General features: G+C 61.7%; 23 protein-coding genes and 2 pseudogenes. 12 read left to right on the top strand and 13 right to left on the bottom strand.

What is annotated here, in order from left to right; translation table 11 throughout:
• From bioF to bioA, 5 genes are all read left to right on the top strand, one after another.
• Positions 1-1065 (top strand): 8-amino-7-oxononanoate synthase (gene bioF, locus B7L71_RS05915; protein WP_249273183.1); only part of this gene is annotated, 1065 nt, incomplete at its 5' end.
• Positions 1062-1772, top strand: a complete 711-nt coding sequence (locus tag B7L71_RS05920) for an alpha/beta fold hydrolase (RefSeq protein WP_081136620.1) — start codon at positions 1062-1064, stop codon at positions 1770-1772. The genes bioF and B7L71_RS05920, both read left to right, overlap by 4 nt.
• Positions 1769-2554: a methyltransferase domain-containing protein gene (locus B7L71_RS05925; protein ID WP_081136622.1), complete on the top strand. Its 786-nt coding sequence runs from the start codon at positions 1769-1771 to the stop codon at positions 2552-2554. The genes B7L71_RS05920 and B7L71_RS05925 overlap by 4 nt, the downstream gene beginning before the upstream one ends.
• Entirely contained in the window at positions 2551-3273 is a 723-nt protein-coding gene (gene bioD / locus B7L71_RS05930; RefSeq protein ID WP_081136624.1) for a dethiobiotin synthase, read from the top strand. The genes B7L71_RS05925 and bioD overlap by 4 nt, the downstream gene beginning before the upstream one ends.
• Positions 3270-4547, top strand: a complete 1278-nt coding sequence (gene bioA / locus B7L71_RS05935; protein WP_081136626.1) for an adenosylmethionine--8-amino-7-oxononanoate transaminase — start codon at positions 3270-3272, stop codon at positions 4545-4547. The genes bioD and bioA overlap by 4 nt, the downstream gene beginning before the upstream one ends.
• Positions 4548-4588: 41 nt before the next feature.
• On the opposite strand, the gene B7L71_RS05940 is transcribed toward bioA, so the two are convergent.
• From B7L71_RS05940 to B7L71_RS05965, 6 genes are all read right to left on the bottom strand, one after another.
• On the bottom strand, positions 4589-5302 hold the full coding sequence (locus B7L71_RS05940; RefSeq protein WP_081136628.1) for an SIR2 family NAD-dependent protein deacylase: 714 nt from the start codon (positions 5300-5302) through the stop codon (positions 4589-4591).
• Positions 5303-5304: 2 nt separating this feature from the next.
• Complete coding sequence (aceK, locus tag B7L71_RS05945; protein ID WP_081136630.1) at positions 5305-7071, bottom strand: bifunctional isocitrate dehydrogenase kinase/phosphatase; 1767 nt, start codon at positions 7069-7071, stop codon at positions 5305-5307.
• A gap of 114 nt (positions 7072-7185) precedes the next feature.
• Positions 7186-7698, bottom strand: coding sequence for a CIA30 family protein (locus B7L71_RS05950; RefSeq protein WP_081136632.1), 513 nt, complete (start codon positions 7696-7698; stop codon positions 7186-7188).
• A 96-nt stretch (positions 7699-7794) separates the two neighbouring features.
• Entirely contained in the window at positions 7795-9228 is a 1434-nt protein-coding gene (eat, locus tag B7L71_RS05955; RefSeq protein ID WP_081136634.1) for an ethanolamine permease, read from the bottom strand.
• A 152-nt stretch (positions 9229-9380) separates the two neighbouring features.
• Positions 9381-10220 (bottom strand): ethanolamine ammonia-lyase subunit EutC, encoded by an 840-nt coding sequence (eutC, locus tag B7L71_RS05960; protein ID WP_081136636.1) that lies wholly within the window; start codon positions 10218-10220, stop codon positions 9381-9383.
• A gap of 1 nt (position 10221) precedes the next feature.
• Complete coding sequence (locus tag B7L71_RS05965) at positions 10222-11625, bottom strand: ethanolamine ammonia-lyase subunit EutB (RefSeq protein WP_016914958.1); 1404 nt, start codon at positions 11623-11625, stop codon at positions 10222-10224.
• Positions 11626-11837: 212 nt separating this feature from the next.
• On the opposite strand from B7L71_RS05965, the gene B7L71_RS05970 reads away from it, so the two are divergent.
• A complete protein-coding gene (locus B7L71_RS05970) occupies positions 11838-12797 on the top strand; it encodes a helix-turn-helix domain-containing protein (protein ID WP_016914959.1) in 960 nt (319 codons plus the stop codon).
• Here the strand turns inward: B7L71_RS05970 and B7L71_RS05975 are convergent.
• Positions 12790-15597 carry an EAL domain-containing protein gene (locus B7L71_RS05975; protein ID WP_249273184.1) on the bottom strand — a complete coding sequence of 936 codons (2808 nt, stop codon included), beginning with the start codon at positions 15595-15597 and terminating at the stop codon, positions 12790-12792. The two genes, B7L71_RS05970 and B7L71_RS05975, sit on opposite strands and share 8 nt — an antisense overlap.
• 478 nt (positions 15598-16075) lie before the next feature.
• On the opposite strand from B7L71_RS05975, the gene B7L71_RS05980 reads away from it, so the two are divergent.
• The 4 genes from B7L71_RS05980 (at position 16076) to zigA (ending at position 18907) form a co-directional block, all read left to right on the top strand.
• Positions 16076-16438: a helix-turn-helix domain-containing protein gene (locus B7L71_RS05980; RefSeq protein ID WP_170919442.1), complete on the top strand. Its 363-nt coding sequence runs from the start codon at positions 16076-16078 to the stop codon at positions 16436-16438.
• Between the two features lie 182 nt (positions 16439-16620).
• Positions 16621-17268, top strand: a complete 648-nt coding sequence (locus tag B7L71_RS05985; RefSeq protein ID WP_081136640.1) for a class I SAM-dependent methyltransferase — start codon at positions 16621-16623, stop codon at positions 17266-17268.
• A gap of 39 nt (positions 17269-17307) precedes the next feature.
• Complete coding sequence (locus tag B7L71_RS05990) at positions 17308-17583, top strand: TIGR03643 family protein (RefSeq protein ID WP_081136642.1); 276 nt, start codon at positions 17308-17310, stop codon at positions 17581-17583.
• Between the two features lie 97 nt (positions 17584-17680).
• Positions 17681-18907 carry a zinc metallochaperone GTPase ZigA gene (gene zigA, locus B7L71_RS05995; protein WP_081136644.1) on the top strand — a complete coding sequence of 409 codons (1227 nt, stop codon included), beginning with the start codon at positions 17681-17683 and terminating at the stop codon, positions 18905-18907.
• 271 nt (positions 18908-19178) lie between these two features.
• On the opposite strand, the gene B7L71_RS06000 is transcribed toward zigA, so the two are convergent.
• From B7L71_RS06000 to B7L71_RS06025, 6 genes are all read right to left on the bottom strand, one after another.
• Positions 19179-20900 (bottom strand): SulP family inorganic anion transporter, encoded by a 1722-nt coding sequence (locus B7L71_RS06000; RefSeq protein WP_081136647.1) that lies wholly within the window; start codon positions 20898-20900, stop codon positions 19179-19181.
• Positions 20901-20969: 69 nt separating this feature from the next.
• On the bottom strand, positions 20970-21398 hold the full coding sequence (locus B7L71_RS06005) for a TIGR01244 family sulfur transferase (protein ID WP_081136649.1): 429 nt from the start codon (positions 21396-21398) through the stop codon (positions 20970-20972).
• Between the two features lie 30 nt (positions 21399-21428).
• Positions 21429-22337 carry an MBL fold metallo-hydrolase gene (locus tag B7L71_RS06010; protein WP_081136651.1) on the bottom strand — a complete coding sequence of 303 codons (909 nt, stop codon included), beginning with the start codon at positions 22335-22337 and terminating at the stop codon, positions 21429-21431.
• 165 nt (positions 22338-22502) lie between these two features.
• Positions 22503-22721: a DUF1653 domain-containing protein gene (locus B7L71_RS06015; RefSeq protein ID WP_081136653.1), complete on the bottom strand. Its 219-nt coding sequence runs from the start codon at positions 22719-22721 to the stop codon at positions 22503-22505.
• Positions 22718-23566: a tRNA cyclic N6-threonylcarbamoyladenosine(37) synthase TcdA gene (tcdA, locus tag B7L71_RS06020; RefSeq protein WP_081136655.1), complete on the bottom strand. Its 849-nt coding sequence runs from the start codon at positions 23564-23566 to the stop codon at positions 22718-22720. Before tcdA ends, B7L71_RS06015 begins: the two co-directional genes overlap by 4 nt.
• 8 nt (positions 23567-23574) lie before the next feature.
• Positions 23575-24348 (bottom strand): pseudouridine synthase, encoded by a 774-nt coding sequence (locus B7L71_RS06025; protein WP_016914986.1) that lies wholly within the window; start codon positions 24346-24348, stop codon positions 23575-23577.
• A gap of 180 nt (positions 24349-24528) precedes the next feature.
• Between B7L71_RS06025 and B7L71_RS06035 the strand changes: the two are divergent.
• Together B7L71_RS06035 and B7L71_RS06040 are read left to right on the top strand one after the other, a co-directional pair.
• Positions 24529-25809 (top strand): annotated as a pseudogene (locus B7L71_RS06035) (ABC transporter substrate-binding protein).
• Between the two features lie 20 nt (positions 25810-25829).
• A pseudogene (locus tag B7L71_RS06040) lies at positions 25830-26130 on the top strand (ABC transporter permease); the annotation flags it as partial.

Below are 26130 nucleotides of genomic sequence, written 5' to 3' on the forward strand. Positions count from 1 at the left end.
CGCGTCTCTGCCCATGGGGCACTCGACTTTGCAGGCAACGACTATCTGGGCCTTGCCCAAGACCCACGGGTGCAAGCCGCCCAGGCAGAAGGCGCCAAGCGCTTTGGCGCCGGGGCCGGGGCGTCGCATCTGGTCAGCGGCCACCTGGGCATTCACGACGCCCTGGAAGCTGCGCTAGCCGAGTGGACCGGGCGCGAGCGGGCGCTGCTGTTCTCCACCGGCTATATGGCGAACCTGGGCGTGTTGCAAGCGCTGGCGGATTCCCACACCGCGATTTTTCAGGACCGCCTCAATCACGCCTCGCTACTCGACGGGGCCGCGCTGAGCGGCGCCCGCTCCCGACGCTACCACCACCGCGATGGCCAGGATCTAGCTCGTTTATTGGCGCGCAGCCGGGCCACCCATCAGCTGGTGGTGAGCGACGGCGTGTTCAGCATGGACGGTGATATCGCCGACATCGAACAGCTCGCCCACCTCAGCCAGCAACACGGCGCCTGGCTGATGATCGACGATGCCCACGGGCTTGGCGTGCTCGGCGAAAACGGCGCAGGCTGCGTGGCAGGCTTCAATAGCCAGCAGGTGCCGATTCTGGTCGGCACCCTGGGCAAAGCGCTGGGCACCGCGGGCGCTTTCGTGGCGGGGGATGCGGCACTGATCGAGCACTTGATTCAGTTTTCCCGCAGCTATGTGTACACCACCGCCCAACCGCCCGGCATTGCCGCCGCTACTCTGGAAGCGCTCACCATCGTCCAGCGGGAACCAGAGCACCGCCAGCGGCTGGCGCGCCACATCGACTACTTCCGCCAGCAGGCCACGGCCCTGGGGCTTCCTTTGGGCCACTCCCACACGCCGATTCAGCCGCTGCTGCTGGGCAGCGAGCGGCGCACCATGGCCTGGGCCACCCGTTTCGATAAACACGATATTCAAGTAGGCGCGATACGCCCGCCCACGGTGCCCAACGGCGAGGCGCGACTGCGTATCACGTTAAGCGCCCGCCATACCCAGCGCGATATCGACCGGCTGTTGGACGTGGCCGCGACCTGCCTGCACAAGGAGCCGCGATGAAGCTTGTCCTGCTCTCTGGCTGGGGCATCGATAGCCGTATCTGGCAGCCCCTGGAAGCGCACTGGCCCAGCCCTGTCGAGCCCAGCGCGGTAGAGTGGCCTGGCTACGGCGAATCTCCTGCGCTACCTACCTCGACGGGCCTTGATGCACTGGCCGAGCGGATGGCACCCGAGCTACCCAGCGATGCCGTTTGGGTCGGCTGGTCGCTGGGTGGGTTGCTGGCCACAGCGCTGCTCGACTACTTGCCGCCGCCCAACGCCCTGCTGCTACTGGGTGCAGGCAGCCGTTTTTGCAGTGACGGGGAGGATGGCGGTGTGACGTACGAGGAGCTGGCCAGCTTTCAGCGCGCCTTCCATCGTGATCCGGTTGCCACGTGGCGGCACTTTCTACGCTGGCAGTGTCAGGGCGAACCCAACGCTCGCGAGGCTCACCGCCAACTCAGTGGGCTGCTGGGCGACGCGCCCTGCGCGGACTCTGCCACCCTGGCCCAAGGCCTGACATGGCTGGCCACGCTGGACAACCGCGCGCACTTCGCGGCACCGCCCTGTCCTATCCACCTGCTCGCAGGCACCCAGGACCCGCTGCTGCCAAACCGCACCCGCCAACAGGCCTCGCGGCTGGAAGACGCCGGGCACTGTCCGATGCTCTCACGCCCGGCCCAGCTCGCCGCTCGGCTGGCCGAGCAGGCGACACAGGTGCCGCGATGAACTCACCGTTGCTCTCTACCCCCGCCTCCCACTGGCAGACCCGCGTAGCCCGAGCCTTCTCCCGAGCGGCGCCGCGCTATGACGCGCTCGCCAGCGCCCAGCGCGATATCGGCGAAGCGCTCTGGCAAACGCTGCCGAAGAGCGCCCAGCAGGTGCTCGACCTGGGCTGCGGCACCGGCTACTGGACCCAGCGGCTGGCCACCCATTACCCGGAGGCCACCATCACCGGGCTCGACCTGGCCCCGGGCATGCTCGCCTACGCCCAGGCAACCTATGGCGAGGCTATCCGCTGGCAGCTGGGGGACGCCGCCGCGCTGCCGCAAAACGATGCCAGCGTTGAGCTGGTGTTCTCCAATCTGGCGATTCAGTGGTGCCCAAGCATCGAGGATGTCATGCAGGAGCTGGCGCGGGTGCTTGCCCCTGGCGGGCAGGCGCGCATCACCACCCTGCTGCCCGGCACGCTTCATGAGGTGGCCACCGCCTGGCAGCGGCCCGAGGCCCTGCTGCAAACGCCGGACGCCAGCACCGTGCGACGGGCGATTGCGCGAAGCGGCTTGCGGCTTACCCACCACGTGCGCGAGCAGCGGCGCTTTTTCTACCCCGACCTGAATGCCGTCATGGCCTCCATCAAGGGCGTGGGCGCTCAGGTGGCAAGACCCCACGCGCAGCTCACCCGCCAGGCACTGAGCGATGCCCGGTTGCGCTATGAAGCACTGCGCACGCCGCGGGGGCTGCCGGTGAGCTACCACTGCCTGACGCTATGCCTGGAAAGCGCGAAATGAACAACACCTATTTCATCACCGGTACCGACACCGATGCGGGCAAGACCCTGGCCGCCAGCGCGCTGCTGTGTGCTGCCCGTCAGCGCCAGTACACCACGCTGGGGTTGAAACCGATTGCCTCCGGCAGCGAGGCCACGCCCAGCGGCTTGCGCAACCGCGATGCTCTGGCGCTACAGGCGCAAAGCTTCCCGCCGGTGGATTACTCGACGGTCAACCCCTGGGCCTTTGCCCCCGCCATTGCGCCTCATTTGGCGGCTCTGGAAGCGGGCATGGTGCTGCGCGTGGCCAGCGTGACTCAAGCGCTGCGCGAAACCCTGAGCCACACGCCACGCGACCTGACGCTGATCGAAGGCGCCGGCGGCTGGCGAGTGCCGCTCAATGAGGAGGAGGATTTTTCCGACCTGCCATGTGCGCTGGACCTGCCGGTGATTCTGGTCGTTGGACTGAAACTCGGCTGCCTCAACCATGCGCGGCTCACCGCCGAGGCCATCGCCGCCGATGGCGTGACGCTGGCGGGCTGGGTGGGAAGCGTGGTGGACCCGGTCTTTGCCAGCGATAGCGCACGCTTTGCGGCCAATGTGGCGCTGCTAGAACGCGCCCTGCCCGCTCCCTGCTTAGGGCTCATTCCCTATTTGGTACAGGCAGACGCCGCTGCCGCGCAGCGCTTTATCTTCCTTGATGCGCTGCTCACTCCCACGGCCCAGGAGGCAACGCCATGAGTTCCCCCGTGTGGCACCCCTACGCCCATCTCAAGACCCAGACACCGGCCCCCAAAGTGGTGGGCGGTAGCGGCAGCCACTTTACGCTGGAAAGCGGTGAACGCCTGCTGGATGCCACCTGCTCCTGGTGGTGCATGATTCACGGCTACGGCCACCCGCGCCTGGTGGCCGCCATTCGCGAACAGGCCGGCGAGCTATGCCATGTGATGCTGGGCGGTCTGACCCACGGCCCCGCCGACCAGCTGGCACGGGCGCTGGTGCGCATTACCCCGCCGGGGCTGAACCACGTGTTCTTCTCCGACAGCGGTTCGGTGGGCATGGAGGTGGCCATGAAGATGGCGCTGCAGTATCAGGTGCTCATCGGCCAACCTGGCAAGCGCAAGATGCTCTCGCTGATGAAGGCGTACCATGGCGACACCACCGGCTGCATGGCGGTATGCGACCCCGAAGAGGGCATGCACGGCCTGTTCGCCAGCCTGCTGCCTCAGCACCACTTCGCCCCGGCCCCCACGGCACCCTTCGATGCCACGCCAGCGCAGGTGGAGCGTGACCTCGCTGCGCTTCGAGAGATGCTATCGCGCCACCACCAGGAGATCGCCGCACTGCTGATGGAGCCGCTGCTGCAAGCGGCGGGCGGGCTGAACATGACCTCGCCGCACTATCTGCGCGGCGCCCGGGCGCTGTGCGACGAGTTTGGCGTGCTGCTGATTTTCGATGAAGTGGCCACCGGCTTTGGCCGCACCGGCAGGCTGTTTGCCGCCGACCACGCGGGCGTCACGCCGGATATCATGGTGCTCTCCAAGGGGCTGACCGGCGGGTATCTGGGCCATGCGGCCACGCTGGCCACAGACCGGGTGCACGAGGCGTTCATTGGCGACAGTCAGCACCACGCCTTCATGCACGGCCCCACCTTCATGGGCAACCCACTGGCCTGCCGCGTGGCGCTGGAGAGCCTGCGGGTGTTCGAAGAGGAGCATTACCTGGAGAAAATCGCCGCGCTCAGCCAAGTGCTACAGCGCGAGCTGCTGGAAGACGCGGCGCTGCGCGCGCACCCGGCGGTGGCGGATGTCCGGGTGCTGGGTGCGACAGCGGTGATCGAGACCCATGGCAGCGAGGCGCTGGCGGGTGTGGCCGCGTTTGCCAGAGCACGGGGCGTGTGGCTGCGCCCCATTGGCCGCTGGCTCTACACCATGCCCGCCTACATCGCGACGGACGCCGAGCTCACCCAGATTACCGGAGTCATGAAAGCGTGGTTTCTGGAAGCGTGCCGGTAATCTGCCATCCATCGGTTCGCTCACCCCGCCCCGTCATTGACTCAAGGCAAGATCAAGTTGCCCTGTTTGCGCCACTGGTGAACCAGCGCTGGCACGCCTTCCCCCGCCGTGGTGTTGATCGCCAGCACGCCAGGCGGGCTGAGCGCATCGGCGTCGGGGTCTATCAGTGCACAGGGGGTGTCGTAGTCGATGTAGGTCAACAGCGACGCGGCGGGCATCACCGCCAGCGAGGTGCCCACCACCAGCAGGAAATCGGCCTGGCTGACCAACTCGCAGGCCTCTTCGAAGAGCGGCACGGCTTCACCGAACCACACCACGTCCGGGCGCAGCTGGCTGCCCTTGTCGCACACCTCCCCCAGGCGGATTCCTCCCTTGGGCAGCGGATAGCGCAGCCGGGCATCGACGGATGAGCGCGCCTTGAGAATCTCGCCATGCAGGTGCATCACGTGGCGCGAACCGGCACGCTCGTGCAGGTCGTCGATATTCTGCGTCACCACACTGACTCGGAAGCCTTCCTGCTCCAGCGCGGCCAGCGCCTTGTGGGCGGCATTGGGTTTGGCCCGGCGGATCTGCTCACGGCGCTGGTCGTAGAAGGCCAGCACCCGTTCGGGGTTGCGCCGCCAGCCCTCGGGCGTGGCGACGTCCTCCACGGGGTGATCTTCCCAAAGGCCGTCGCTGGCCCGAAAGGTCTTGATGCCGCTTTCGGCGCTAATACCCGATCCGGTCAATACCACCAGGTGAGGGGGTTGAGTCATGACTAATGTACCAGTTGGCCGATGGTTCCGGAGAACCGTTGCTTGTTGCGGTAAGGGTAGACATCGATCACCCGCCCATTGCGAATGGCCTGCTGCAACCCTAGCCAGTAGTCCGGGTCGAATAGCTCCGGGTGCTGCTCCATGAACAGCGCACGAAGTTCGGGGTTGGCAAACATGAACGGGCCGAACTCCTCGGGGAAGATATCGTGGGGGCCGATGGAGAGGCTAGCGCCGCCATCCATGTAGCTATCGCCCTGCTGGGCTTTGGGCATGTGGCGAAAACGACACTCCGTAAGGTAGCTCACTTCGTCGTAGTCGTAAAAAATCACCCGTCCGTGACGGGTAACGCCAAAATTCTTCAGCAACATATCGCCCGGAAAGATATTGGCGGCTGCCATCTGCTTGATGGCATTGCCGTAATCCTTCAGCACCGTCACCCGCTCATCGGCGCTGCACTGCTCCAGATAGAGGTTCAACGGCGTCATCATCCGCTCGGTGTAACAGTGCTTGATGATCACCTTGTCGCCTTTCAGCGATACCGTGGAGGGGGCAACTTCCAGCAAATGGGCCAGACACTCCGGCGCGAAGTGATCCTGACGCACGATGAAGTTGGAAAACTCCTGGGTATCGGCCATGCGTCCTACCCGGTCGTGACGCTTCACCAGCCGATACTTTTCTCGCACGATGGCTGGCGTGACCTCCTTGGCCGGGTCGAACTTATCCTTGATGATCTTGAACACGGTGCGAAAGCTGGGCAGCACGAACACCGCCATTACCATGCCCCGCACGCCCGGGGCGATGATGAAGCGCTCTTCGCGCTTGGCCACCTGCTGGTTCAGGGCGCGAAAAAACTCGGTTTTGCCGTGTTTGAAAAAGCCGATGGCGGCGTACAGCTCGCCTTCCGGCTTGTGGGGCATGAGCTGTTTCAGGTAGCCCACGAATTCTCCGGGAACCGGCACATCGACCTGAAAGTAAGCGCGGGTGAACGAGAAGATGATCGACACTTCATCGGTTTCGGTGAGCACGGTATCCAAATGCAGGCAGGGGTCACCGCCCTGCTGCTCGCCGTACCCTTCGCCATGCAGAATCGGCAGCACCAGCGGCACCTGCTCGCCGCCGCCGAGTATACGCCCCACCAGGTAGGCCCCTTTGTTGCGGTAGAAAACGCTGTTGAGCAGCTCCACCCGCGCATCCGCCGCCTGCCAGAGGCGGGCGGGCAGCTGGGCTTCCAGCAAGCCCGCCCCCAACTGGCTATCGCGTTCCAGATGGGCAAAGGGCGTCTCCAGCGGTGCCTCTTGCAGCGCCCAGGCCAGTGCCCCGGCCCAGTCGCCGTCGACCGCATGACGGCGGCACAGCTCGATGCCCGAACGGTGCGCGGCATCTTCACGGGAGCTGTAGACGAACATCCAGTCGTTGCGGATATGGCGATGCTCAAATACCGAACAGAACAGCGAATTGAAAAAGGTCTCGGCCAGCTCGTAATCCAACCGCTGGCCGATCAAATTGGCATAGTGCCCGCGGGCTTCGCGCCAGGTCTCGCAGTGGGCCAGCACGTCCTGGGGAAACGTACGCTGCAGGCGCCCCAGCGTGTCCTGGACTTTTTCGCCGTAGAGATTGATCCGCGCCGCCGAGGCTTGCTGCGCCTCGCGCCAGGCCGCATCGCGAAAGCGGCGGCTGGCGTCCTGAGTAATCTGCTGGAAGCGTGCACGGTACTCATCGAACCCATGCAGTACCGTCGCCGCCAGGCGGTAGGCCGGAGAGTGTTTCATCAGACTGGCTCACGTCGATAGAAGGCTTCCCAGACTCCTCGAACGGCAAACTACATACGAGACGACCTTAGTCCTGTGAAGATAAAAGCCCTGTGAAGAGTCGTCCTGTGTAAATCAGCCCTGTGAATACGTCTCGATAAAGGCAATTTCCAGCTGAAACGGCCCGGCGGTGCGGTCGGCAATCAGAAAGCCCAACTGGTGAACGCTGCCGGGCTCGAGCGGCGGCGCGTTGGACAGCAGCGTCCCCCGGCGCACGGCGTCGAACTGCGCCCAGCTGAAATGCAGCGTTTCCCACTGCTGGGCGCTGGGCGTGAACGCCACGCGGTAGGCACTCGCATCGTCCAGCGCATGGCTTTTGAGGCGCAGTTGATAGCGACGGCCATCGCCGCGCACCCGCAGCGTGATGCCCTTGGCCTGGGCCAGGCTTGGCTCAAACGTGCCGGGCTCACGGCGCACCGAGGCAAAGCCGCCGCCATTTTCCAGCGAGACCTCTCCATAAAAGCAGCCATGCCCCTCTTCCACACGAAAGCCACTGTGGGACACGCCGCCCATCACACCATCGTCCACGGCGTACCAGCGCACCTGTTCGGCATCGCCCAGGGCTGGGTCGGTAAAATCGAGCATCATCACGGTTTCCCTCTGTCGCTTGGCCGATGAGCCCGCCTTGGCACCAGGGCCAGAGGCGGGCTGCCGAGCTTCAGACTAGGTGATTCGCCGCGCTGATTAAAGCCTGGCCGCAGCGACGCCCGACGCGGGAGGTTCGATCTCTTCTGGCGACGCAGTGACCAGCGCGAACTCCTCCTCGGCCGTTTTCGCCACCAGATGGTTTTTGCTGTACAGGAAGTAGTAAGCCGCGCCCGCCAAAAACAGCAGGAGGGTATAGTTGAACGCGCGGGGGTCGAAGGCGTATACACCGGTCATGGCCACCAGTGACAGTACCAGGGCCACCGACGAGGTGACGATACCACCCGGCGTTCTGTAGGGGCGCGGCAGCTCGGGCTGTTTGAGGCGCAGCCAGATATGGCTGAACGCCATCAGCGCATAGGAGATGGTCGCCCCCACGACGGCCATGCCCAGCATCAGGTCACCCTCCCCGCTCAGCGAGGCCAGGAAGCCAAACACCCCCGGCACGATGAGCGCCAGGTAAGGCACTTTACGTTCGCTGGTCAGGGATAGCCGTTTAGGCAGATAGCCCGCCCGGGAGAGCGCAAACACCAGGCGGCTGTAGCCGTAAATGATCGAGAAGAACGAGGCAATCAAGCCCGCCAGACCCAGCACATTAACGAGGGTCGCCAGCGTCGGGTTGCCTGCAGCATTCAAGGCATCCACCAGCGGCACGCCGCTTTGGCCGATCATCTCGGCGCTGGTGGCTCCCGCCAGCAGCACGACCACCAGCAGTGCGGTGAACAGTAAAAACAGCATGGCACCGATGATGCCCTTGGGCATGTCGCGGGCGGGGTCCTTGGCTTCTTCCGCCGCTAACGGCACGCCTTCTACTGCCAGGAACAGCCACATGCCGAAGGGCAGTGCCGCCCAGATACCGTACCAGCCAAAGGGCATGAAGGTACTCGCCCCCGCCGCCTCGGTGGGGGCAATATCGAACAGGTTGGCCGCATCGAAGTCACCGATCAGCGCCACGGCGGTGGCCAGAATCGCGAAGACCGCCAAGCCGCTGATCACCATCATCACCTTCAGCGCTTCGCCCACCCCGGCGAGGTGAATGCCGATGAACACCGCATAAAACAGCAGATACACCAGCGGGCCGTTGACACCCAACAAGGCCTCGACCGCCGCACCGATGAAGATCACGATGGCTGCAGGCGCCAGCGCGTATTCGATCAATACTGCCAGCCCCGTCAAGTAGCCTCCCGCCGGGCCCATGGCTTGGCGGGCAAAGCTGTAGCCCCCGCCCGCCGCCGGGATCGCTGCGGACATTTCGGCCAAGGAGAGCACCAGAGCCAGATACATCACGGCCATCAGGCAAGCGGCGATGGCAAAGCCCCCCCAGCCCGCTTCAGCAATGCCAAAGTTCCAGCCCGCAAAATCCCCCGAAATAACGTAGGAAACTCCAAGCCCTGCCAGCAGCATCCAGCCTGCCGTACCCTTACGCAGCTGGCGCTTCGCCAGGTACGTCTGATCAACCGTTGGTCGTGTCATCGTCTCGCCCTTTTTCAGTGTGGAACGCAATGGGTGTCAGCGGCGTGCTGCGTTGTTTGCGTTGTGATTGGCGATGTTCTTGTTGTGTGGAAATGGCCATTCAGAGCGCGAGCGAAGAAGTCATCTCGCGCATTGAACCGCTGCCTGTTTTTTCAATCGGCCACGAGGAAATTCCGGGTCGAGTGGCTGCCCTCCAGCACGTTGTCTTCGCTGCGGTCCTTGAGCTTCACGCCAGAGAGCTTGCGCTCCCGCGCTTCGCGCAACAGCAGCAGTAGTCGCCTTGCCGCCTCTGCATAGGCCAGCCCAGCGGGGCGCACGTTGGAGATGCAGTTGCGTCGGTCATCCTTCAAGCCCACTTCGGGGGCCCAGGTCATGTAGAGTCCCAGGCTATCCGGTGAGCTGAGGCCGGGGCGCTCACCAATCATCACCAGCACGGCGTCGGCATTGAGCAGCGCGCCCACTTCATCGCCAATGGCCACGCGCCCCTGCTCGACGAGGGTCAGCGGCGCCAGCTGCCAGTCGTGGTGGTCGCGCTGCAGTGCGTCGTAAAGGGCGGCCAGAAACGGCGCGCTGTTCTGCTGCACCGCCAAGGCCGAGAGGCCATCCACCACCACCACCGCCAAGTCATAGCGCTGGCCGCTCGCCGCCGTTTGCTGCAGTGCCTGCCGGGATGGTTCGTCGAGCCGTCGGCCGTAGTCGGGGCGCTGCAGGTACATTGCCCGGTGTTCGGCGCGGCTGTGTACCACCAGCAGCACGCTGGCCAACGCCAGTTGCCGGGTGAGCTCATCGGCCAGTGCGTCGCACGCGAGCGGGCAGTGCACTGCGTCCTGGGCCTGGGCATGGGCCAGTTGAAATGCAAGCAGTTGATGGGTGGGCAAGCTCACCCCAGCACGCCCCAGCCCGATGCGCGCATCGGTAAAAGCGCGCAGGCGCTCCCAAGGGTTTTCGATGACGATGGGCGCCCTGGTGTCCTGCGAGAGTGGCTTCGGCATCTTAGTCGCTCCCTTTCGGCAAGTGACGCAGACTGTTGGCAAAGGCGGCGGGAAGCTGGTCGTTCAGGCGATGGGTGCTCACATCCTGGAAGATCTGCATCCTGGCCAGCCACTGTTCGAACTCCGGCGCGGCTTTCAGCCCCAGCACCCGGCGGGCATAGAGCGCGTCGTGAAACGAGGTAGTTTGATAGTTGAGCATGATGTCGTCGGAGCCGGGGATACCCATCACGAAATTGCAGCCCGCCACGCCCAGCAGCGTCAACAGGTTATCCATATCGTTCTGGTCGGCGTTGGCATGGTTGGTGTAGCACACGTCGCACCCCATCGGCACGCCCAATAGCTTGCCGCAGAAGTGATCCTCGAGCCCCGCACGTGTGATCTCCTTGCCGTCGTACAGATATTCAGGGCCGATGAACCCGACCACCGTATTGACCAGCAGCGGGTTGAACTTGCGCGCCACGGCATAGGCGCGGGCTTCGCAGGTTTGCTGGTCCAGCCCGTGATGGGCGTCGGCCGAGAGCGAGCTGCCCTGGCCGGTTTCGAAATACATCACGTTGCGACCTACGCTGCCTCTGTTCAGCGTTTGTGCGGCGGCTTCGGCTTCGGCCAGGGTGCTCAAATCGAACCCGAAGCTGCGGTTGGTGGCTTCGGTGCCGCCGATGGATTGAAACACCAGATCCACCGGCGCGCCCTGCTCGATGGCTTCCAGGGTATTGGTGACGTGAGTGAGCACGCAGGATTGGGTGGGAATCTCGTATTTCTGAATCACCTCATCCATCAGGCGCATCAGCTTGATGCTTTGGGCGACGTTATCGGTGGCGGGGTTGATGCCGATCACCGCGTCGCCACTGCCATACAGCAGGCCATCGAGAATGCTGGCCGCGATACCGGTCACGTCATCGGTGGGGTGATTGGGCTGCAGGCGAGTGGAAAGCCGCCCCGGCAGGCCGATGGTGTTACGAAACGCCGTGGTAACCTGACACTTCTTCGCCACCAGCATCAGGTCCTGGTTGCGCATCAGCTTACTCACTGCTGCGGCCATTTCCGGTGTGATGCCGGGGCGGGCAGCGGCCAGGGCCTCGCTGGTGGCGTGATCAGAGAGCAGCCAGTTGCGGAAGTCGCCCACGGTGAGATGCTGCAGCGGTGCAAAGGCCTGGGCATCGTGGTCATCGATGATCAGGCGAGTGATTTCATCCTGCTCGTAGGGAATCAGCGCTTCGTTCAAGAAGGTCGTGAGCGGCAGCTCCGCCAGTACCATCTGGGCCACCACCCGCTCTTCGGCAGTGTCTGCCATGACGCCGGCCAGCCGGTCTCCAGAGCGCGGTGGCGTAGCTTTGGCCATCAGTTCGGCCAGCCCCTTGAATCGATAATGGCGGCTGCCCACCGTCGAGTGATAGTGCGCCATAGGCCTCTCCTGCCCTGCCTCGTATTGGGCGGTGCTGTTTCGTGCTTACAAACGGAACAAAACTTGCTTGTTGTCACAATAGCGCTATCACTTAACGGGGAGTATCGAGTTTTGGCAAACCACCTGACAGGCTCGAAAAACAAACAAAAACAAAGCCTTGCCCGAAATTCCATCGCAGAACAGCCACATGGCGACACCTTCAGGAGCAGGTCATGGAGATGACGTTGTCGAATAACGCACCACAAAAGTGCACACGAGAAGCCTGCGATGCCGACGAGCACGCCCAGAACCTGACCCGCTGGCAGCAGCAGTACGACCAGCTCAGCCCAGGCCGCTTTTACGGGCGGCTGGATGAAATCGCGCTGCCCGCCGTCCAGCTCTTCAAGGAGCATACCGAACAGGCGCTGCGCCAGGATTGCCAGGTGTGGGAGGATTCGCTGTGGCTGGGAATTCCCGTTCGCCCCCACGGCTCACGCATCAACGGGCAACCCTTGGCAGGCAACCAGATCATGTGCCGCCCGGGGGGCCAGGCTTTCGAGCTGGTGACCCCTGGCCACTTCGATATCTACGGGCTGGTCGTGCGACTGCCTGCACTCTACGCCGCCGCTCAGCAGCAGGGTATTGCTTTGGATGAACGCTGGCGGCGGGAACCAAGACGCATGGTTCACCCATCGACACGGCACGCCTTGATGTTCGTTCTGGAGCGGCTACTGGGAGAACAAGGTGCCCCCGTTGTCGAGCGGCTGCACCAGGACATCGTCATGATGGGCCTGCTGGAGCTATTGGGCACCTGGCAACCCAATGAAGAACTGCCCCCCAGCTACGCCCATCGGAAAGCGGTGGTAGACAGCGTTAAACGCTACGTGGAAGCGCATCTCGAAGGCCCCGTGACCATGGAAGCGCTATGCGATCTGACCCATGTCAGCCGACGCACGCTGCAATACAGCTTTACCTCCATTCTGGGGATCAGCCCACTGCAATTCTTGCGCTTATCGCGGTTGAACCATGTGCGCCGTGCCCTGCGCGCCGCCGAGCCGCCCCAGACGGTCACCGAGGTTGCCACGTACTGGGGGTTTTGCCATCTAGGGCAGTTTGCCCACGACTATCGGCGTCAATTTGGCGAGTGCCCATCGGATACGCTGCGTACTCCCTTGGCAGATCGAATCACTTGAGCCAGCGTTGGGCAAACTGCTGCGGGTCGAGCGGTGCGTCGTAAAAATAGCCCTGCGCCTGATAACAGCCCATTTCCAGCAGCGCATCTACCTGGGCCTGACACTCGATCCCCTCGGCAATGGTTTGCAGCCCCAATGTATCGGCCATGGCAATGATCGTCGCCACGATGGTGCGATCACTGTCACTGACCAGCATGTCCCGGATGAACGAAATATCGATCTTGATGCGGTCGGCGGCAAACCGTTTCAGGTAAGCCAACGACGAATAGCCCGTACCAAAATCGTCGATGGATAAGCCCAGACCATGACTCTTCAAGATCTCGGTGGTTGCAATGGCAACGTCGGGGTGAGTCATGATGCCACTTTCGGTGATTTCGACACTCAGTTGGTCGGGAGCGATGCTGTGGGCCCGGCAACTATTCAGTAAGGTGCCCACCAGGTCGCTATCTTCAAACTGGTCTGCGGCGATGTTGATGGAGAGCTGGCCGCTTAGTTGGCATCCTTGACGCTGCCAGGCAGCCAACTGCTGGCACGCCTGTTCGATGACACAGTTGCCTAGCGCCACGATCATGCCTCTGTCTTCCGCAATGGGCACGAACTGACTGGGCGACACCTCTCCCAGCTCATCGTCCCACCAGCGACAAAGCGCCTCGGCACCGATCAGTTCGCCGGTACGCATGTCGACCTGAGGCTGAAAGTGCAGGTAAAGAGAGTGGTTGGACAACGCCACTGCCAGACGCTTGGCAATACGTAGCTGATCGGCCACGGCGCGGCCCATCCAGTGTTCGAAGGTGCGCGCGGGGAGCTTGTGACGCTTCGCTTGGTACATGGCGATATCCGCATGCTTTAATAGTGCCTGCGCTGTTTGCCCATGTACCGGATAGAGCGAAATCCCTGCGCTAACCGACAGCTCGCAAGAGTGCTGCTCTATAACAACGGGAGTCTCTAAACTGTTGCATAACCGCTCGGCGGTGATCAAGGCACGACCTTTGTCGTTGGCGTTGTCGCACACCACGACAAACTCATCTCCGCCCAGCCTCGCCAGATACTCGCCGGCAGGCAATGCTTGACGAAAGCGTTGGGCGACTTCCTTCAACACCAGGTCGCCGATGTCATGTCCGGCAGTGTCATTGATCTCCTTAAAGTGGTTGAGATCCAGGAGCAGCAATGCAAATCGAGAGTCCGTCTTGCGAATCACGCGCTCTTCAAGGTGCTGAATGAAGTCTGCCCGATTGGGGAGCTGGGTATCGGCATCGCAGAATGCCAGCTGTCGAATGCGCGCTTCATCTTTTTGCCGCCCCAACTCCGAGGCCGCACGCGCCGCAAAGATTTGCAGTACGGTACGCACGATATGCGCATCCTCCAGAGGAGCCTTGAACATGACCCCGATGATACCGACCGGTCGGCCCTCGATATCGTCCAGTCGCCTACCCACGTATGCATTGACCCACTCCAATGCCCCGTTGGCTTCCGTGGGCAGGCGGATGCCTGCACCTTCCAGCACGACGCACTCCTGCTCGACAAGGACATCCTGACACGGCACCCCGGCTAGATGGTAACTGAAAGGTGCCTGCGGCTGACCGTTCACAAACAGCGACAAGACGTTGGCGCGATTGGGGTCACGTTCATCGAGCGTGGCAATGAAGCCCACTTCGGCCGCCAGCGCATTGGCCATGTGATCCGTCAATTGTGTCAGGAAGGCTTGTCCATGCTGGGCCGAGACGGCTGTCGCCACCTGCGCTACAGCGTGTTGAATACGCGCTTCGGATTGCCGATGCAAAAAGTTATCGACCCCAAAAGCAACATCATCTGCCAGTTCGCTCAGCAAACGCAGCTCGCGCGTGGTTATCGATGCTTCTTCCGTCCGGGAGAGGCAAAGCACGCCCAGCGACTGCCCCCGATAGATCAACGGCAACGCCATGAAGACATTGACACCCAGCTCGTGCAACATGGGTGTCCGTGCAGTGTCGTCAATCACCGTAGAAGAGGACCAGGTGACGGCTTGCTGGGTTTCCAGCGCCGTGAGCGCCAGAGCGTGACAGGCGCCTTCGACCATCAGCTGCCTGGGGCTCAGCCACGCCAGATCGCCACTCTCCACATCGGCACTGGCCTGCACAGGCCCCAGTTCACGTTTGCGAAAAGCAGGCGGGCGGCCATGCACCCAGGCAGCGCTGTAACCGCCTACCTCGACCATGGCTCGGCAGGCTGCCTTGAGCAACGCCTGCTCGTCCGTTGCGTGAAAGCGCGCTTCGTTGACCCGGTTCAGCAGGCGTAGAATGCGCTGCTTATTGGCGATCTGCTCATCGGCTCTCTCTCCCATCCGACGGCGGGCCAGCTCGAACCCGGACAGGGAAGCCACGATACGCAGCACCTCTGTCGCATAGGCAGGCAGCTCAAGCGGAGCAGAATGCATCATGGCGATAATCCCCCGGCACTGGCCAGAGGCATCCGACATGGGCACGCCAAGATAACCTTCGGCCTCATAACCTGCCAGCTTTGGGTCATGAGGAAAGTGGTCCGCTACCCGCGATGGCATGTGAAAACAGCTATTTGATGACACCTTCGCACAGGGGGTGTGCTTCAAGTCGTAACTCGGCGCATCGACAAAGCCGCTGATGGACCATGTCGCCAACGGCAAGGCGCGTTTCTTACCAGGGTCGATACGCACAATCATGACATGATCGATATCGAGTAGTTCGGCCAGGGATTCTGCGACATGACCAAAAAACTCACCCTGGCTGATACGCATCAAGCTGGCGGCAAGTTGCTGAAAAATTTCTGGAGCCGTCGTGGAAGCCATGATATTTAGCGCCTTCGGGTTCTATAGGTCAGCCACGATGGCAAGCCAGATGCTTTTTTAATAAGCCCTATTGACCGCTGTGTGATCATCCCTAAGCCATACAGTGGTGGTATGAACAGCGAACCACTTAACGAGTTCGCTACCTTGTTTCGATTCCTGATGCGGCTCAATCGTTGCCTATGCCTTATTTGGCTTAATACACCCAACAACACTCTTATCAAAACATCTCAAACACACTTTATAACGGAGCATTAAAACCTAATGAAACTCACTTCACACTCCCTCACTCACATCCACATTTAAATTAAATGAACAATTTAAAAAAAGTTAACCCTCTGAACGCTACCCCTTGGCTGGAACGTAAAAAAAACACTCCAGGCTTTATCTCAACTCAACCTATCAGGATGATGCTCAACCCAAACAGTCCTTCATGTCAATAGGCCGTTCCCCAACTATTCAGGGCTATATGGAGGAAAGTGTGAATAAACTTGAACAGGAACGGCTAGCTGGGAATATTGGTCGCGCCATCGCCAAACAGCGAGTACGTTGTCAACTCACTCAGGAGGAGGTTGCCGAGCGGTTGGGTGTAGGCAACGAAGCAGTATCTCGCATCGAGAGAGGCCGGGTCATACCCAACATTGTACGCTTACTTGAATTAGCCGAGATATTCAATTGTGAAGCCGCAGAATTACTCGGAGAAGCCAGTGTACATATTGATGACCAGACGCAACGCATCAAACTCTTATTAGCGCCATTAAAGCAACAAGATCGACAGCTGATCCTGGACATTACCGAAAGTCTTGCCCACCGCTTACAGCAACAGGCTTCCCTGGGTGAGTGATCGTCCCCCGCCGCACCACGTAACATCATCGCAAATTGTATCCATTGGTAACAAAATAAATCCAAACCGTGTCCGGAATTCAATCGTACGGCTTGGTAGCCATGCGATATTCATGCTATAGGTGTCTATGCCTTCCGCGCCAACACGTTCGTCTATTCAATGCGCATCAAAAGGTCACGCTCATGCTGAATACCACTGCCTGGAATCGCCTGCGCTACAGTCTGTATTCGCCTGTCTATGACATTCTGGTCTCACGAGCACTGCGCAAACCGCGCCAGGTGGCGCTGAGCCACGTGGATTGGGAGCCAGGCATGCGCGTATTGGTGGTGGGAGCCGGGACGGGGCTCGATCTTCCCTTTCTCCCCCGCGAGCTGGAAGTGCACCTGACCGATGTAACGCCCGCCATGTTGAAGCGCGCCGATGCCAGGGCCAGCCGCCACCAGCGCGACGTATTCTGCAAGGTCATGGATGCTGCGGCGCTGGAGTATGCCGACGGGCATTTCGATGTGGTGATCATGCACTTGATCCTGGCAGTCATGCCCCAACCCGAGCAAGGCCTGGCAGAAGCCTATCGGGTTTTGAAGCCCGGCGGGCAGCTGTGCGTCATGGACAAGTTTCAGCCCGACACTCACCCAGCGGGAAAGGGGCGACGCGCGCTGAACATGCTGACCTCGCTCATCGCGACCGACATCACTCGTCAGGCTACTCCCCTGCTGACACAGGCTGGTTTTCGGGTTCGTCATGACCAGCCAGTCTTGATGAACGGGCTTTTTCGCGCTCTACTGGCAGCCAAAGAAAACCCCGACAGTATCAACACAAAACTTCAGTAGCGTACAATAACAATATCACTTCCTACCATTGGACAAGCCATGCCCCACGCTGCCGTAAAACGCTTTCATCGTTTGCCACTCGACGAGCAGTCTCGCATCATCGAGATGGCCTGGGAGGATCGCACGCCTTTCGAAGCCATTGCATCACTGTTCGGGCTGGGCGAGCCTGAGGTGATCGCCATCATGCGTTACCAGCTCAAACCGAACTCTTTTCGCCTGTGGCGCCAACGGGTGTCGGGTAGAACCACCAAGCATGCGGCACTGCGCGCCCCAGAGGTTCTGCGCGGTTACTGCCCCACCCAATACAAGCGGTGACCTCTCCTCCTCCTCAGCCAGTATCGAGGATATCGTTTTCACTGGCATTTAATTGTTATATTATCACATAACATAAACCCGTTTAGAGGTACTGGCAATGTCTGCGTTTGCTCCTTTACCCGTGACCGTGCTTTCCGGCTTTCTGGGCGCGGGAAAAACCACCGTGCTCAATCATATTCTCGCCAACCGCGAGGGTCGTCGCGTTGCGGTGATCGTCAACGACATGAGCGAGGTCAATATCGATGGTGCGCTGGTACGCGGTGGCCCCGGCGAGCCGACACTGGATAGTGACGTCGCGCTGAATCGTTCGGAAGAGCGGCTGGTCGAAATGAGCAACGGCTGCATCTGCTGCACGCTACGCGAAGATCTGCTGGTAGAGGTGAGCCAACTGGCTCGCGAGGGCAAGTTCGATTACCTGGTCATCGAGTCCACCGGCATCTCCGAGCCGCTGCCCGTGGCGGAAACCTTTACCTTCGAAGACGAAAGCGGCCAGAGTCTTTCCCAGGTCGCCAGACTGGACACGCTGGTCACCGTGGTCGATGGCGCCAACTTCCTGGCTCAGTACCAGGAGGCGCAGAGCCTGGCCGAGGCGGGAGAGAGCCTGGGCGAAGACGATGAGCGCAACGTCGCCGACCTGCTGGTGGACCAGATCGAGTTTTGCGATGTGCTGCTAATCAGCAAAACCGACCTGATCAGTGACACCGAACTGGCATCATTGAAAGCAATCCTGCGCTCGCTCAACCCGGAGGCCGAGCTGGTGCCCATCACCCAGGGCGGTGTCCCGCTGGACAAGGTGCTGGATACCGGCAAGTTCGATTTCGAGCGCGCCCAGCAGGCGCCCGGCTGGCTCAAGGAGATGCGCGGAGAGCACGTGCCGGAAACCGAAGAGTACGGCATTGGCAGCTTCGCCTACCACGCCCGCCGCCCCTTCCACCCGCAAAAATTTCACGACCTGCTGAATGCCGAGTGGTTCGGCAAGGGCCTGCTGCGCTCCAAAGGCTTTTTCTGGCTGGCCACTCGCCCCCGCTACGCGGGCCAGTGGAGCCAGGCAGGCGGCATTGCCCATCACGGCCCCGCCGGGGTGTTCTGGAAGGCCATCCCGGAAGCCAACTGGCCGGAAGACCCGGAATACCGCCAGTTCATCCTGGAGAAATGGCAAGAGCCGTTTGGCGACATGCGCCAGGAGCTGGTGTTCATTGGCCAGAACATGGATCAATCCCGCATGCGTGCTGCGCTGGATGAGTGCCTGCTGAGCGAAGCAGAGTTGCTGGAAGGCATGGAAGCGTGGAAGCAGCTCCCGGACCCCTTCCCAGCCTGGGAATAACGCCCCTAAACATAAGGTTCTACGCAGACTGGCGTGAATCAATTGGCCACCCACAAGCAGGCTGAAGTGGCTACCCAAGCTACCCTGACTCCACTGGTCTCACTCCCGCCACTTTGTTGTTGTGGGAGGGGGCTTCAGCCCGCGATGATGGCAGCACCAGTGGCTGCCCAGGCAATCGCCCAATAAATTGGCCTCCCACAAGCAGGCTGGGGTGGCTACTCTGGCAGTCGCCCAATGCATTGGCCTCCCACAGATTAGCGCAAACACACTTTTATGTCGCAATGACCGGATGCGCCAGCGCCTGCCAAGCGTCATAGGTGGTAAAGAACACCTGACCAGTCAGTTCGTGATAAAACCCCGTATGCTTTAGGCGGTCCATCACCGGCCCTTTCACCTCGGCCAGGTGCAGTGTGGCTCCAGCGTCTTTCAGCCGCCCGTTGATGGCCTCCAGGCTCTCCAGCGCTGACGCATCGATGACATTCACCGCCTGGCAGGTGAGCACAATGTGCTTGAGCGACGGCGAGCGCGCGGCCAGCTCCATGACGGTATCTTCGAGATAGCGGGCGTTGGCAAAATAGAGGCTTTCATCGATGCGCAGCATGGCGACATGCTCGTCGGTTTCGACCTGATGGCGCTTCACGTTACGGAAATGCTCGGTGCCCGGCACCCGACCGACCACCGCGCTATGAGGTTGGCTGGTGCGGTAAAGATGTAGCCCCAGCGACAGTACCACTCCGCTGATAATGCCCACTTCCACGCTGTGCAGCAGGGTCAGCAGCAAAGTAGCGACCATCGCCACACCATCGCTTCTGGAGTATTGCCAGGTCCGCTTTACCGCAGGCAAATCGATCAACGTCCCTACGGCCACGATAATCGTGGCGGCCAGCGTGGCGGTGGGTAAAAAGGCCAACAAATCCGTCAGCAGCAGCGTCGCCAACACGATGCCCAGCGCGGTAAAGGCCCCCGCCAGCGGCGTGGCTGCTCCGGCTTCAAAATTGACCACCGAGCGCGAAAAACCGCCCGAAACCGGTGAGCCGCCGCTGACGCCAGCACCAAGATTGGCCATGCCGAGCGCGATCAGCTCCTGGTTGGGGTCGATACGCTGACGGCGCTTGGCGGCCAGGGTCTGCGCCACGGATACCGACTCCACGAACCCCACTAAACTGATCAACAGCGCCGCCGGCAACAGCCCGAGCCAAACCGATTGATCCAGGCTCGGCAGCGTAATGGCAGGCAGGCCACTGGGCACAAAGCCCACCACATCGACCCCGCGCTGCTCCAGTTGTAAGCCCCAGGCCAACAGCGTGGTCACGATGACCGCCGAAATAGGCGCCGCCTTGACCATTAGCCCAGCCAAACTGGCCGGCACTCCTAACCCGGTCAGCCAGCCATTCAAGCGCTTGCGGCACACCCATAGATAGGCCCATACGCCCACGCCAATCAGCAGCGTGATCATATTCACCTGCTGCCACTGGCCCAATAGCGCTTGCAGCAGGTCCACCACGTTATGGCCGGTCGCCTCGATACCAAAAATGTGCTTCAACTGGCTGATCGCGATCAAAATCCCCGAGGCGGTCACAAACCCGGAAATCACCGGGTGGCTGAGAAAGTTGACTAAAAAGCCCAGCCGAAGCACGCCCATGGCGATAAGGATCAGCCCTGAGAGGGCCGCCAGCACCAGCGCAGCACCGATATATTCCGGGCTGCCCGGCGCAGCAAAGCTGCTCAGCGCCGAGGCCGTCATCAGTGCTGCCACCGCCACCGGCCCTACCGCCAAACTCGCGCTGGTGCCAAAGATGGCGTACAGCACCAGCGGCAGCATGCTGGCATAAAGCCCCATTTCCGGTGGCAGCCCTGCCAGCATGGCGTAGGCCAGCGCTTGCGGCACCAGCATCAGCGTGACGATCACCGCAGCGAGTAGATCCCGCGTGAGCACGCCCCGATGGTAGGTTCGCAGCCAGCCGATTAACGGTATCCACCGGTCAATGATCATGATGCACTCTCATCACGGCTATGCGTTGAGACGGGTTCTTCACGCCGACAGCACACTCATCTTCGCCTGTTACTGGGCAATCGCATGTAGCGTATGGCGCTGATCTTCCAGATCGATCCCCGCCGCATGAGCCGCCGCAAACAGTACTGCCAAATCGCACTGCTCGTGCTGACGCTTCGCGTGGGCCCACAGATGCGTGGCCCGCTTGCCGGTGCGGCAAAACGCCAAGAGAGGGCGTGGCAGCTGTTGGAGGGCTTCAGCGAAGGCGCGAATGTCAGCCTCACGGTATTCGCCTGGCTTCACGGGAATATGCACCCAGGCAAGACCAAGCTGCCTGGCCTTTTCGCGGAAGCCAGCTTCGTCGGGAAAGTCCTCGCTTTCACCCTCGATGCGATGACACACCACCGCGTGAAAACCACGCGCTTTGACTTTTTCCAACTCATCCACCGCCAGCGCTGAGGTGATCTCGACGCCTGGCTCTAATGGCTTCGTTTGCATGCCTACACCTCCTGTTGAGTTTGGATAACATCAATCCCAGGCCGCACCTTCCAGAGCATCCAGCGGGATTTTTAGATAGCGCTTGCCATTGGCTTCTGGCTCCGGCAAGCGGCCGCCGCGGGTGTTTACCTGCAGCGCGTGCAGAATCAGCTTGGGCATGGGCAGCTCGCTATCCCGCTGGTGGCGCAGTGCGATGTACTCCTCCTCGCTTTTGCCAACCAAGTGTGGGTTGTTGGCTCGCTGCTCATCGACGCTGCTCTGCCACTTTGGCTCACGGCCATCGGGCATGTAGTCGTGGCCGGTAAACAGCCGCGTATCGCCCGGCAGCGCAAGAATCTGCTGAATGGAGTGCCACAGCGATTGGGCACTGCCACCGGGGAAATCGGTACGCGCGGTGCCAAAATCAGGCTGGAACAGGGTGTCATGCACAAAGGCGGTGTCACCAATTACATAGGTAATAGAGGCCAGCGTATGACCAGGCGAGTGAAGCACGCGGGCGCTGAGTTCACCGATGGTAAACGTATCGCCTTCGACAAATAGCCTGTCCCACTGGCGACCATCGACGGCCATATCGGGCCAGTGATAAATCTCCTTCCACAGCGCCTGCACCTTGGTCACGTATTGGCCAATCGCCGTTGGTGCGCCCGTTTTCTCTTTCAGGTACTGGGCTGCGGAAAAGTGGTCCGCATGGGGGTGCGTATCCAAAATCCACACCACTGTCAGGCCTTGATCCTCTACATATTTCAGCAACGCATCCGCGCAGAAAGTCGCCGTTGCGCCGGACTTCTCGTCGAAATCCAGCACCGGATCAATAATCGCACACTGCCCGGTGGCGGGGTCGCTGACGATGTATTGAACGCTAAAGGTACGCGGGTCAAAAAAGCCCGCCACATCGGGGGACCCCGCACCGGTGCTTTGCGAAAGAGCAAAGGTCTTCATGCTTATCTCCAGATACTTGAACAAGTCTGCCATACGCCTGCGCGTCAACTGCTGTTATAAATATAGACAATTATGGAATATAAGCAATGGCAACTGCAAAAACGCCGCCTCCCTGATAACAGGGGGCGGCGATCAGCAGACGCTCTAGTGGCGCAATCAGTAGGGCTAGAACGCCTTCTCCAATGCAAAGCGCGGCTGGGTGTTGCCCTCTTTCGTCACGCTCTCCATGAACATCGCCAGCGGGCGCACCCAGAGGCCGTAGTCGCCGTAGAGGGCGCGGTAGACCACCAGCGGTTCTTCGCTTTCGCTGTGCTGAGCGGTGCCCATCACTTCGTAAAGGTTGCCTTTGTAGTGGCGGTAAATGCCAGGGGTGGGGGTGGTCATTCGCTTTCCTCTTCGGTTGTGTGTGTGGCGGCGGGCTGCTGCGCTTTTTTGGCCAGCCGCTCCAGCACTTTTGAGGCCGCCACGAAGCCAAAGGTGCCGGTGAGAAAGGTCGCCGCCCCAAAGCCGGAAGCGCAGTCCAGCCGTGTGGCATCGCCACTGCCGGGCTTTTGCAGGCACACTTCGCCGTCGGCACCGGGGTAGATCAGCTGCTCGTCGGAGTAGACGCACTCCACCGAAAAACGCCGCTTGGGGTTGCGGGAGAAGCCGTAGTCGCGGCGCAGCCGGGAGCGCACTTTGGAAAGCAGCGGGTCGTGCTCGGTGCGGGTCAAATCCGCCACTTGAATGCGCGTGGGGTCGGTTTGCCCGCCTGCCGCACCGGTGACGGTAATCGGAATCTTGCGCCGCTTGCACCAGGCAATCAGCGCGGCCTTGGCGATGACGCTGTCGATGGCATCCACCACGTGGTCGGCGTCGTCGGGAATGCGTTCGGCCAGATTGGTGGGCGTGACGAAGGCGGTATCCGCGATGATTTCGATCTCGGGGGCAATCAGGCGGCAGCGCTGGGCCAAAACGTCTACTTTGGGCTGGCCAATCGTGCCATCCAGCGCGTGAAGCTGGCGGTTGACGTTGGAGGCGCACACGTCGTCCAGATCGATCAGCGTGAGCTTGCCGATGCCTGAGCGGGCTAGCGCCTCGACCGTCCAGCTACCCACACCACCAACCCCGACGACCACCACGTGGGCACGGCGAAATGCCTGCGCCGCACGCTGGCCGTAAAGGCGCCGAATACCGCCAAAGCGGAAGTCATAATCGCTGGAAGAGGGCGTGGATTCATTCAATGACATGGGCTGACTCACAGGGCTTGCAGGACAGAAGGCTTGGCAATGGGCGGGGTTCGCACGCTGTCCAGGGGTAAATGCCCCTGCCAGCCAAACTGCTCGAACAGGTGCTTCATGGTGTCGTCCACGGCACAGCCAAGCTGAATGCGCTTATCCAGCAGCGGATGATCGAAGGCCAGGTAAGTCGCCGCCAGCAGCAGGCGTGGCGCTGCCAGCTGTTCGGCAAAAAAGCGGTTGTGGACACTCTTGCCGTGCTTGGCGTCGCCGATGATCGGGTAGCCGCGACGGGACAAGTGGCGGCGTATCTGGTGGCGTCGCCCGGTCAGGGGGCGTGCCTCCACCAGCGAGTAACGCGCCACCGGGTAGCGGTCTACCTGCACGGGTAGCTCGACGCTGTCCAGGCGGCGAATGTCGGTCATCGCGGGCATGGCGGGCATTTCTGCCTTGGGGCGAGTGCCGTCCTCCTCCCTGAGCGGGTAGTCCAGCCGCTCCTGCTCAGGCGCCTTGCCGCGCACCACGGCCAGGTAACGCTTCTCCACCTGGCGTTCGCTGAACGCTTCGGCCAGCAGCGCCGCCGCTTCCGACGAGAGCCCCAGCACCATGACCCCGGAGGTGGGCCGGTCCAGCCGATGCACGGGATATACCCGCTTGCCCAGCTGGTCGCGCAGACGCTGGAGCAGAAATTCGGTTTCCCCCCGCGCCAGGGCGGAGCGGTGCACCAGCAGCCCGGAAGGCTTATGCACGGCAACGAGGTGCTCATCCTGATAGAGGATGTTGAGTGGCGGCATGGAATTCCCTACTAACGGCATGAAACGACGACCCGGATGGCGATATGCCCGACGGGCTATTGTCGCGGCTACAGAGGTGAATGTCATCCGTTGCACAGACGAGAATGACTTTCATATCCAGCATGATATGTTATAAGATAACTCTTTTAATCTATCAGGAGTTTCTTATGAAGCGCGCCTTTGCTGCGGGAGGGAGCCACCTTTCATGACGGCAGCGCCGTGACCGCCGAGGCAGCGCTCCACAGCCTGGAAGTCGCCCGTGCCAAACCGGGCATACTCGACAGCGCCCCGATTCAGCAGATGCGGGCCGACCAGGGTGCCGTGGTCATCGAGCTGGAAAGCCCCTTCTCGCCCCTGCCGGCCCTGTTGGCACACTCCACCGCGCTGATTCTTGCCGATGCGGCGTTTGCCGATAATGGCGACGTCGTGGCGATGATCGGTAGCGGCCCTTATCAAGTGGAGGCGCTCTCGCCCCCGCAGCGCATGACCGTCACGCGGTTCGAGGATTACTAGGGGGAGCCCGCCAACATTGCCAGCGCCAGCTACCTGGCCGTTAGCCGAGGCGAAACCCGCGCCCTGATGGCCGAAAGCGGTGACGCCGATATCGTGTACACCCTGGACCCCGCCAGCCAGGCACGCCTGGCGCGTAACGCACGGCTAGCGCTGCACGCCGAGCCGCTGCCACGCACCATCATGCTGAAACTGAATGCAGGCCATGCGCTGCTGGAAGATGCGCGCGCTCGTCAGGCGCTGAGCATGGCCATCGACCGGCAGGGCATTGCGGCGGGCCTGCTGCGCACCCCGGAAGCCGCGGCCGCCGAACTCTTCCCGGATAGCCTTGGCCTCTGGCACTTGGGGCTTGACCCTGCGGATGCCCAGGATATCGAGGCCGCCAAGGCGCTGCTGGCCGAACTGGGCTGGGAAGCAGGGCGTGATGGCATGCTGGAGCGCGATGGCCAGCCGTTTGCCTTGACCCTGCGCACCTATGCGGATCGCCCCGAGCTTCCGGTCGTGGCCACTGCCCTGCAGGATCAGTGGCGCGATATTGGTGTCGCGCTGGAAGTCGCCGTGGGTAACGCCAGCGAGATCCCTTCCGGCCACCACGACAACAGCCTGGAAGTCGGCCTGGTAGGCCGCAACTACGGTCTGGTGCCCAACCCGCTGGGCTCGCTGATGGACGATATCGGCAGTGACGCCAACTCGATGGGCGGCGACTGGGGCACCATGAACTGGCGTGACGAAGAGGTGGCTCAGTGGCTGGACGCGCTGCGTCAAGCCACCGACGAGCAGACCCTCGATGACCTGGCACCGCTGGTCGCAGAGCGCCTTCACCAGCAGATGCCGCTGATTCCCGTGGCCTGGTATCAGCAAACCGCAGCGGTCAACAGCGCCCTGGAAGGGTTCTCCATCGATCCGCTGGAGCGCAGTTACCGCATCGACCAAATGGGGTGGGCAGAGTGATATCACGCTGGAACCATGGATTGGGCCGACTACTGTGGTCGCGGCTGTTGCAGGCAGGGCTGGTGGCCTGGCTGGTGGGCACGCTGACGTTCATCATTACCCGCACCCTGCCAGGCGATATGGCCTACCGCATTGCCGCCGGTCGCTATGGGCATGACATGGTGGATGGCGCCGCCGCCGAGGCCGTGCGGGCCGAGCTGGCGCTGGACCAGTCGGGCCTGGGCGCCTACCTGGGCTGGCTCTGGGATCTCGTCCAGTTCGATCTGGGCCGCTCGCTGGTGAGCGGGCGGCCCGTGCTGGAAGAGCTTTCCCACCAGTTGG

This window comes from Halomonas sp. BC2 (assembly GCF_002078115.1).
In the GTDB taxonomy this organism is placed as follows: domain Bacteria; phylum Pseudomonadota; class Gammaproteobacteria; order Pseudomonadales; family Halomonadaceae; genus Vreelandella; species Vreelandella stevensii.

What these genes read in the sequence shown, in the direction of transcription:
- B7L71_RS05920 (WP_081136620.1), top strand. Translation starts at nt 1,062, where the DNA reads ATGAAGCTTGTCCTGCTCTCTGGCTGGGGCATCGATAGCCGTATCTGG.
- B7L71_RS05925 (WP_081136622.1), top strand. Translation starts at nt 1,769, where the DNA reads ATGAACTCACCGTTGCTCTCTACCCCCGCCTCCCACTGGCAGACCCGC.
- bioD (WP_081136624.1), top strand. Translation starts at nt 2,551, where the DNA reads ATGAACAACACCTATTTCATCACCGGTACCGACACCGATGCGGGCAAG.
- bioA (WP_081136626.1), top strand. Translation starts at nt 3,270, where the DNA reads ATGAGTTCCCCCGTGTGGCACCCCTACGCCCATCTCAAGACCCAGACA.
- B7L71_RS05940 (WP_081136628.1), bottom strand. Translation starts at nt 5,302, where the DNA reads ATGACTCAACCCCCTCACCTGGTGGTATTGACCGGATCGGGTATTAGC.
- aceK (WP_081136630.1), bottom strand. Translation starts at nt 7,071, where the DNA reads ATGAAACACTCTCCGGCCTACCGCCTGGCGGCGACGGTACTGCATGGG.
- B7L71_RS05950 (WP_081136632.1), bottom strand. Translation starts at nt 7,698, where the DNA reads ATGATGCTCGATTTTACCGACCCAGCCCTGGGCGATGCCGAACAGGTG.
- eat (WP_081136634.1), bottom strand. Translation starts at nt 9,228, where the DNA reads ATGACACGACCAACGGTTGATCAGACGTACCTGGCGAAGCGCCAGCTG.
- eutC (WP_081136636.1), bottom strand. Translation starts at nt 10,220, where the DNA reads ATGCCGAAGCCACTCTCGCAGGACACCAGGGCGCCCATCGTCATCGAA.
- B7L71_RS05965 (WP_016914958.1), bottom strand. Translation starts at nt 11,625, where the DNA reads ATGGCGCACTATCACTCGACGGTGGGCAGCCGCCATTATCGATTCAAG.
- B7L71_RS05970 (WP_016914959.1), top strand. Translation starts at nt 11,838, where the DNA reads ATGGAGATGACGTTGTCGAATAACGCACCACAAAAGTGCACACGAGAA.
- B7L71_RS05975 (WP_249273184.1), bottom strand. Translation starts at nt 15,597, where the DNA reads ATGGCTTCCACGACGGCTCCAGAAATTTTTCAGCAACTTGCCGCCAGC.
- B7L71_RS05985 (WP_081136640.1), top strand. Translation starts at nt 16,621, where the DNA reads ATGCTGAATACCACTGCCTGGAATCGCCTGCGCTACAGTCTGTATTCG.
- B7L71_RS05990 (WP_081136642.1), top strand. Translation starts at nt 17,308, where the DNA reads ATGCCCCACGCTGCCGTAAAACGCTTTCATCGTTTGCCACTCGACGAG.
- zigA (WP_081136644.1), top strand. Translation starts at nt 17,681, where the DNA reads ATGTCTGCGTTTGCTCCTTTACCCGTGACCGTGCTTTCCGGCTTTCTG.
- B7L71_RS06000 (WP_081136647.1), bottom strand. Translation starts at nt 20,900, where the DNA reads ATGATCATTGACCGGTGGATACCGTTAATCGGCTGGCTGCGAACCTAC.
- B7L71_RS06005 (WP_081136649.1), bottom strand. Translation starts at nt 21,398, where the DNA reads ATGCAAACGAAGCCATTAGAGCCAGGCGTCGAGATCACCTCAGCGCTG.
- B7L71_RS06010 (WP_081136651.1), bottom strand. Translation starts at nt 22,337, where the DNA reads ATGAAGACCTTTGCTCTTTCGCAAAGCACCGGTGCGGGGTCCCCCGAT.
- B7L71_RS06015 (WP_081136653.1), bottom strand. Translation starts at nt 22,721, where the DNA reads ATGACCACCCCCACCCCTGGCATTTACCGCCACTACAAAGGCAACCTT.
- tcdA (WP_081136655.1), bottom strand. Translation starts at nt 23,566, where the DNA reads ATGTCATTGAATGAATCCACGCCCTCTTCCAGCGATTATGACTTCCGC.
- B7L71_RS06025 (WP_016914986.1), bottom strand. Translation starts at nt 24,348, where the DNA reads ATGCCGCCACTCAACATCCTCTATCAGGATGAGCACCTCGTTGCCGTG.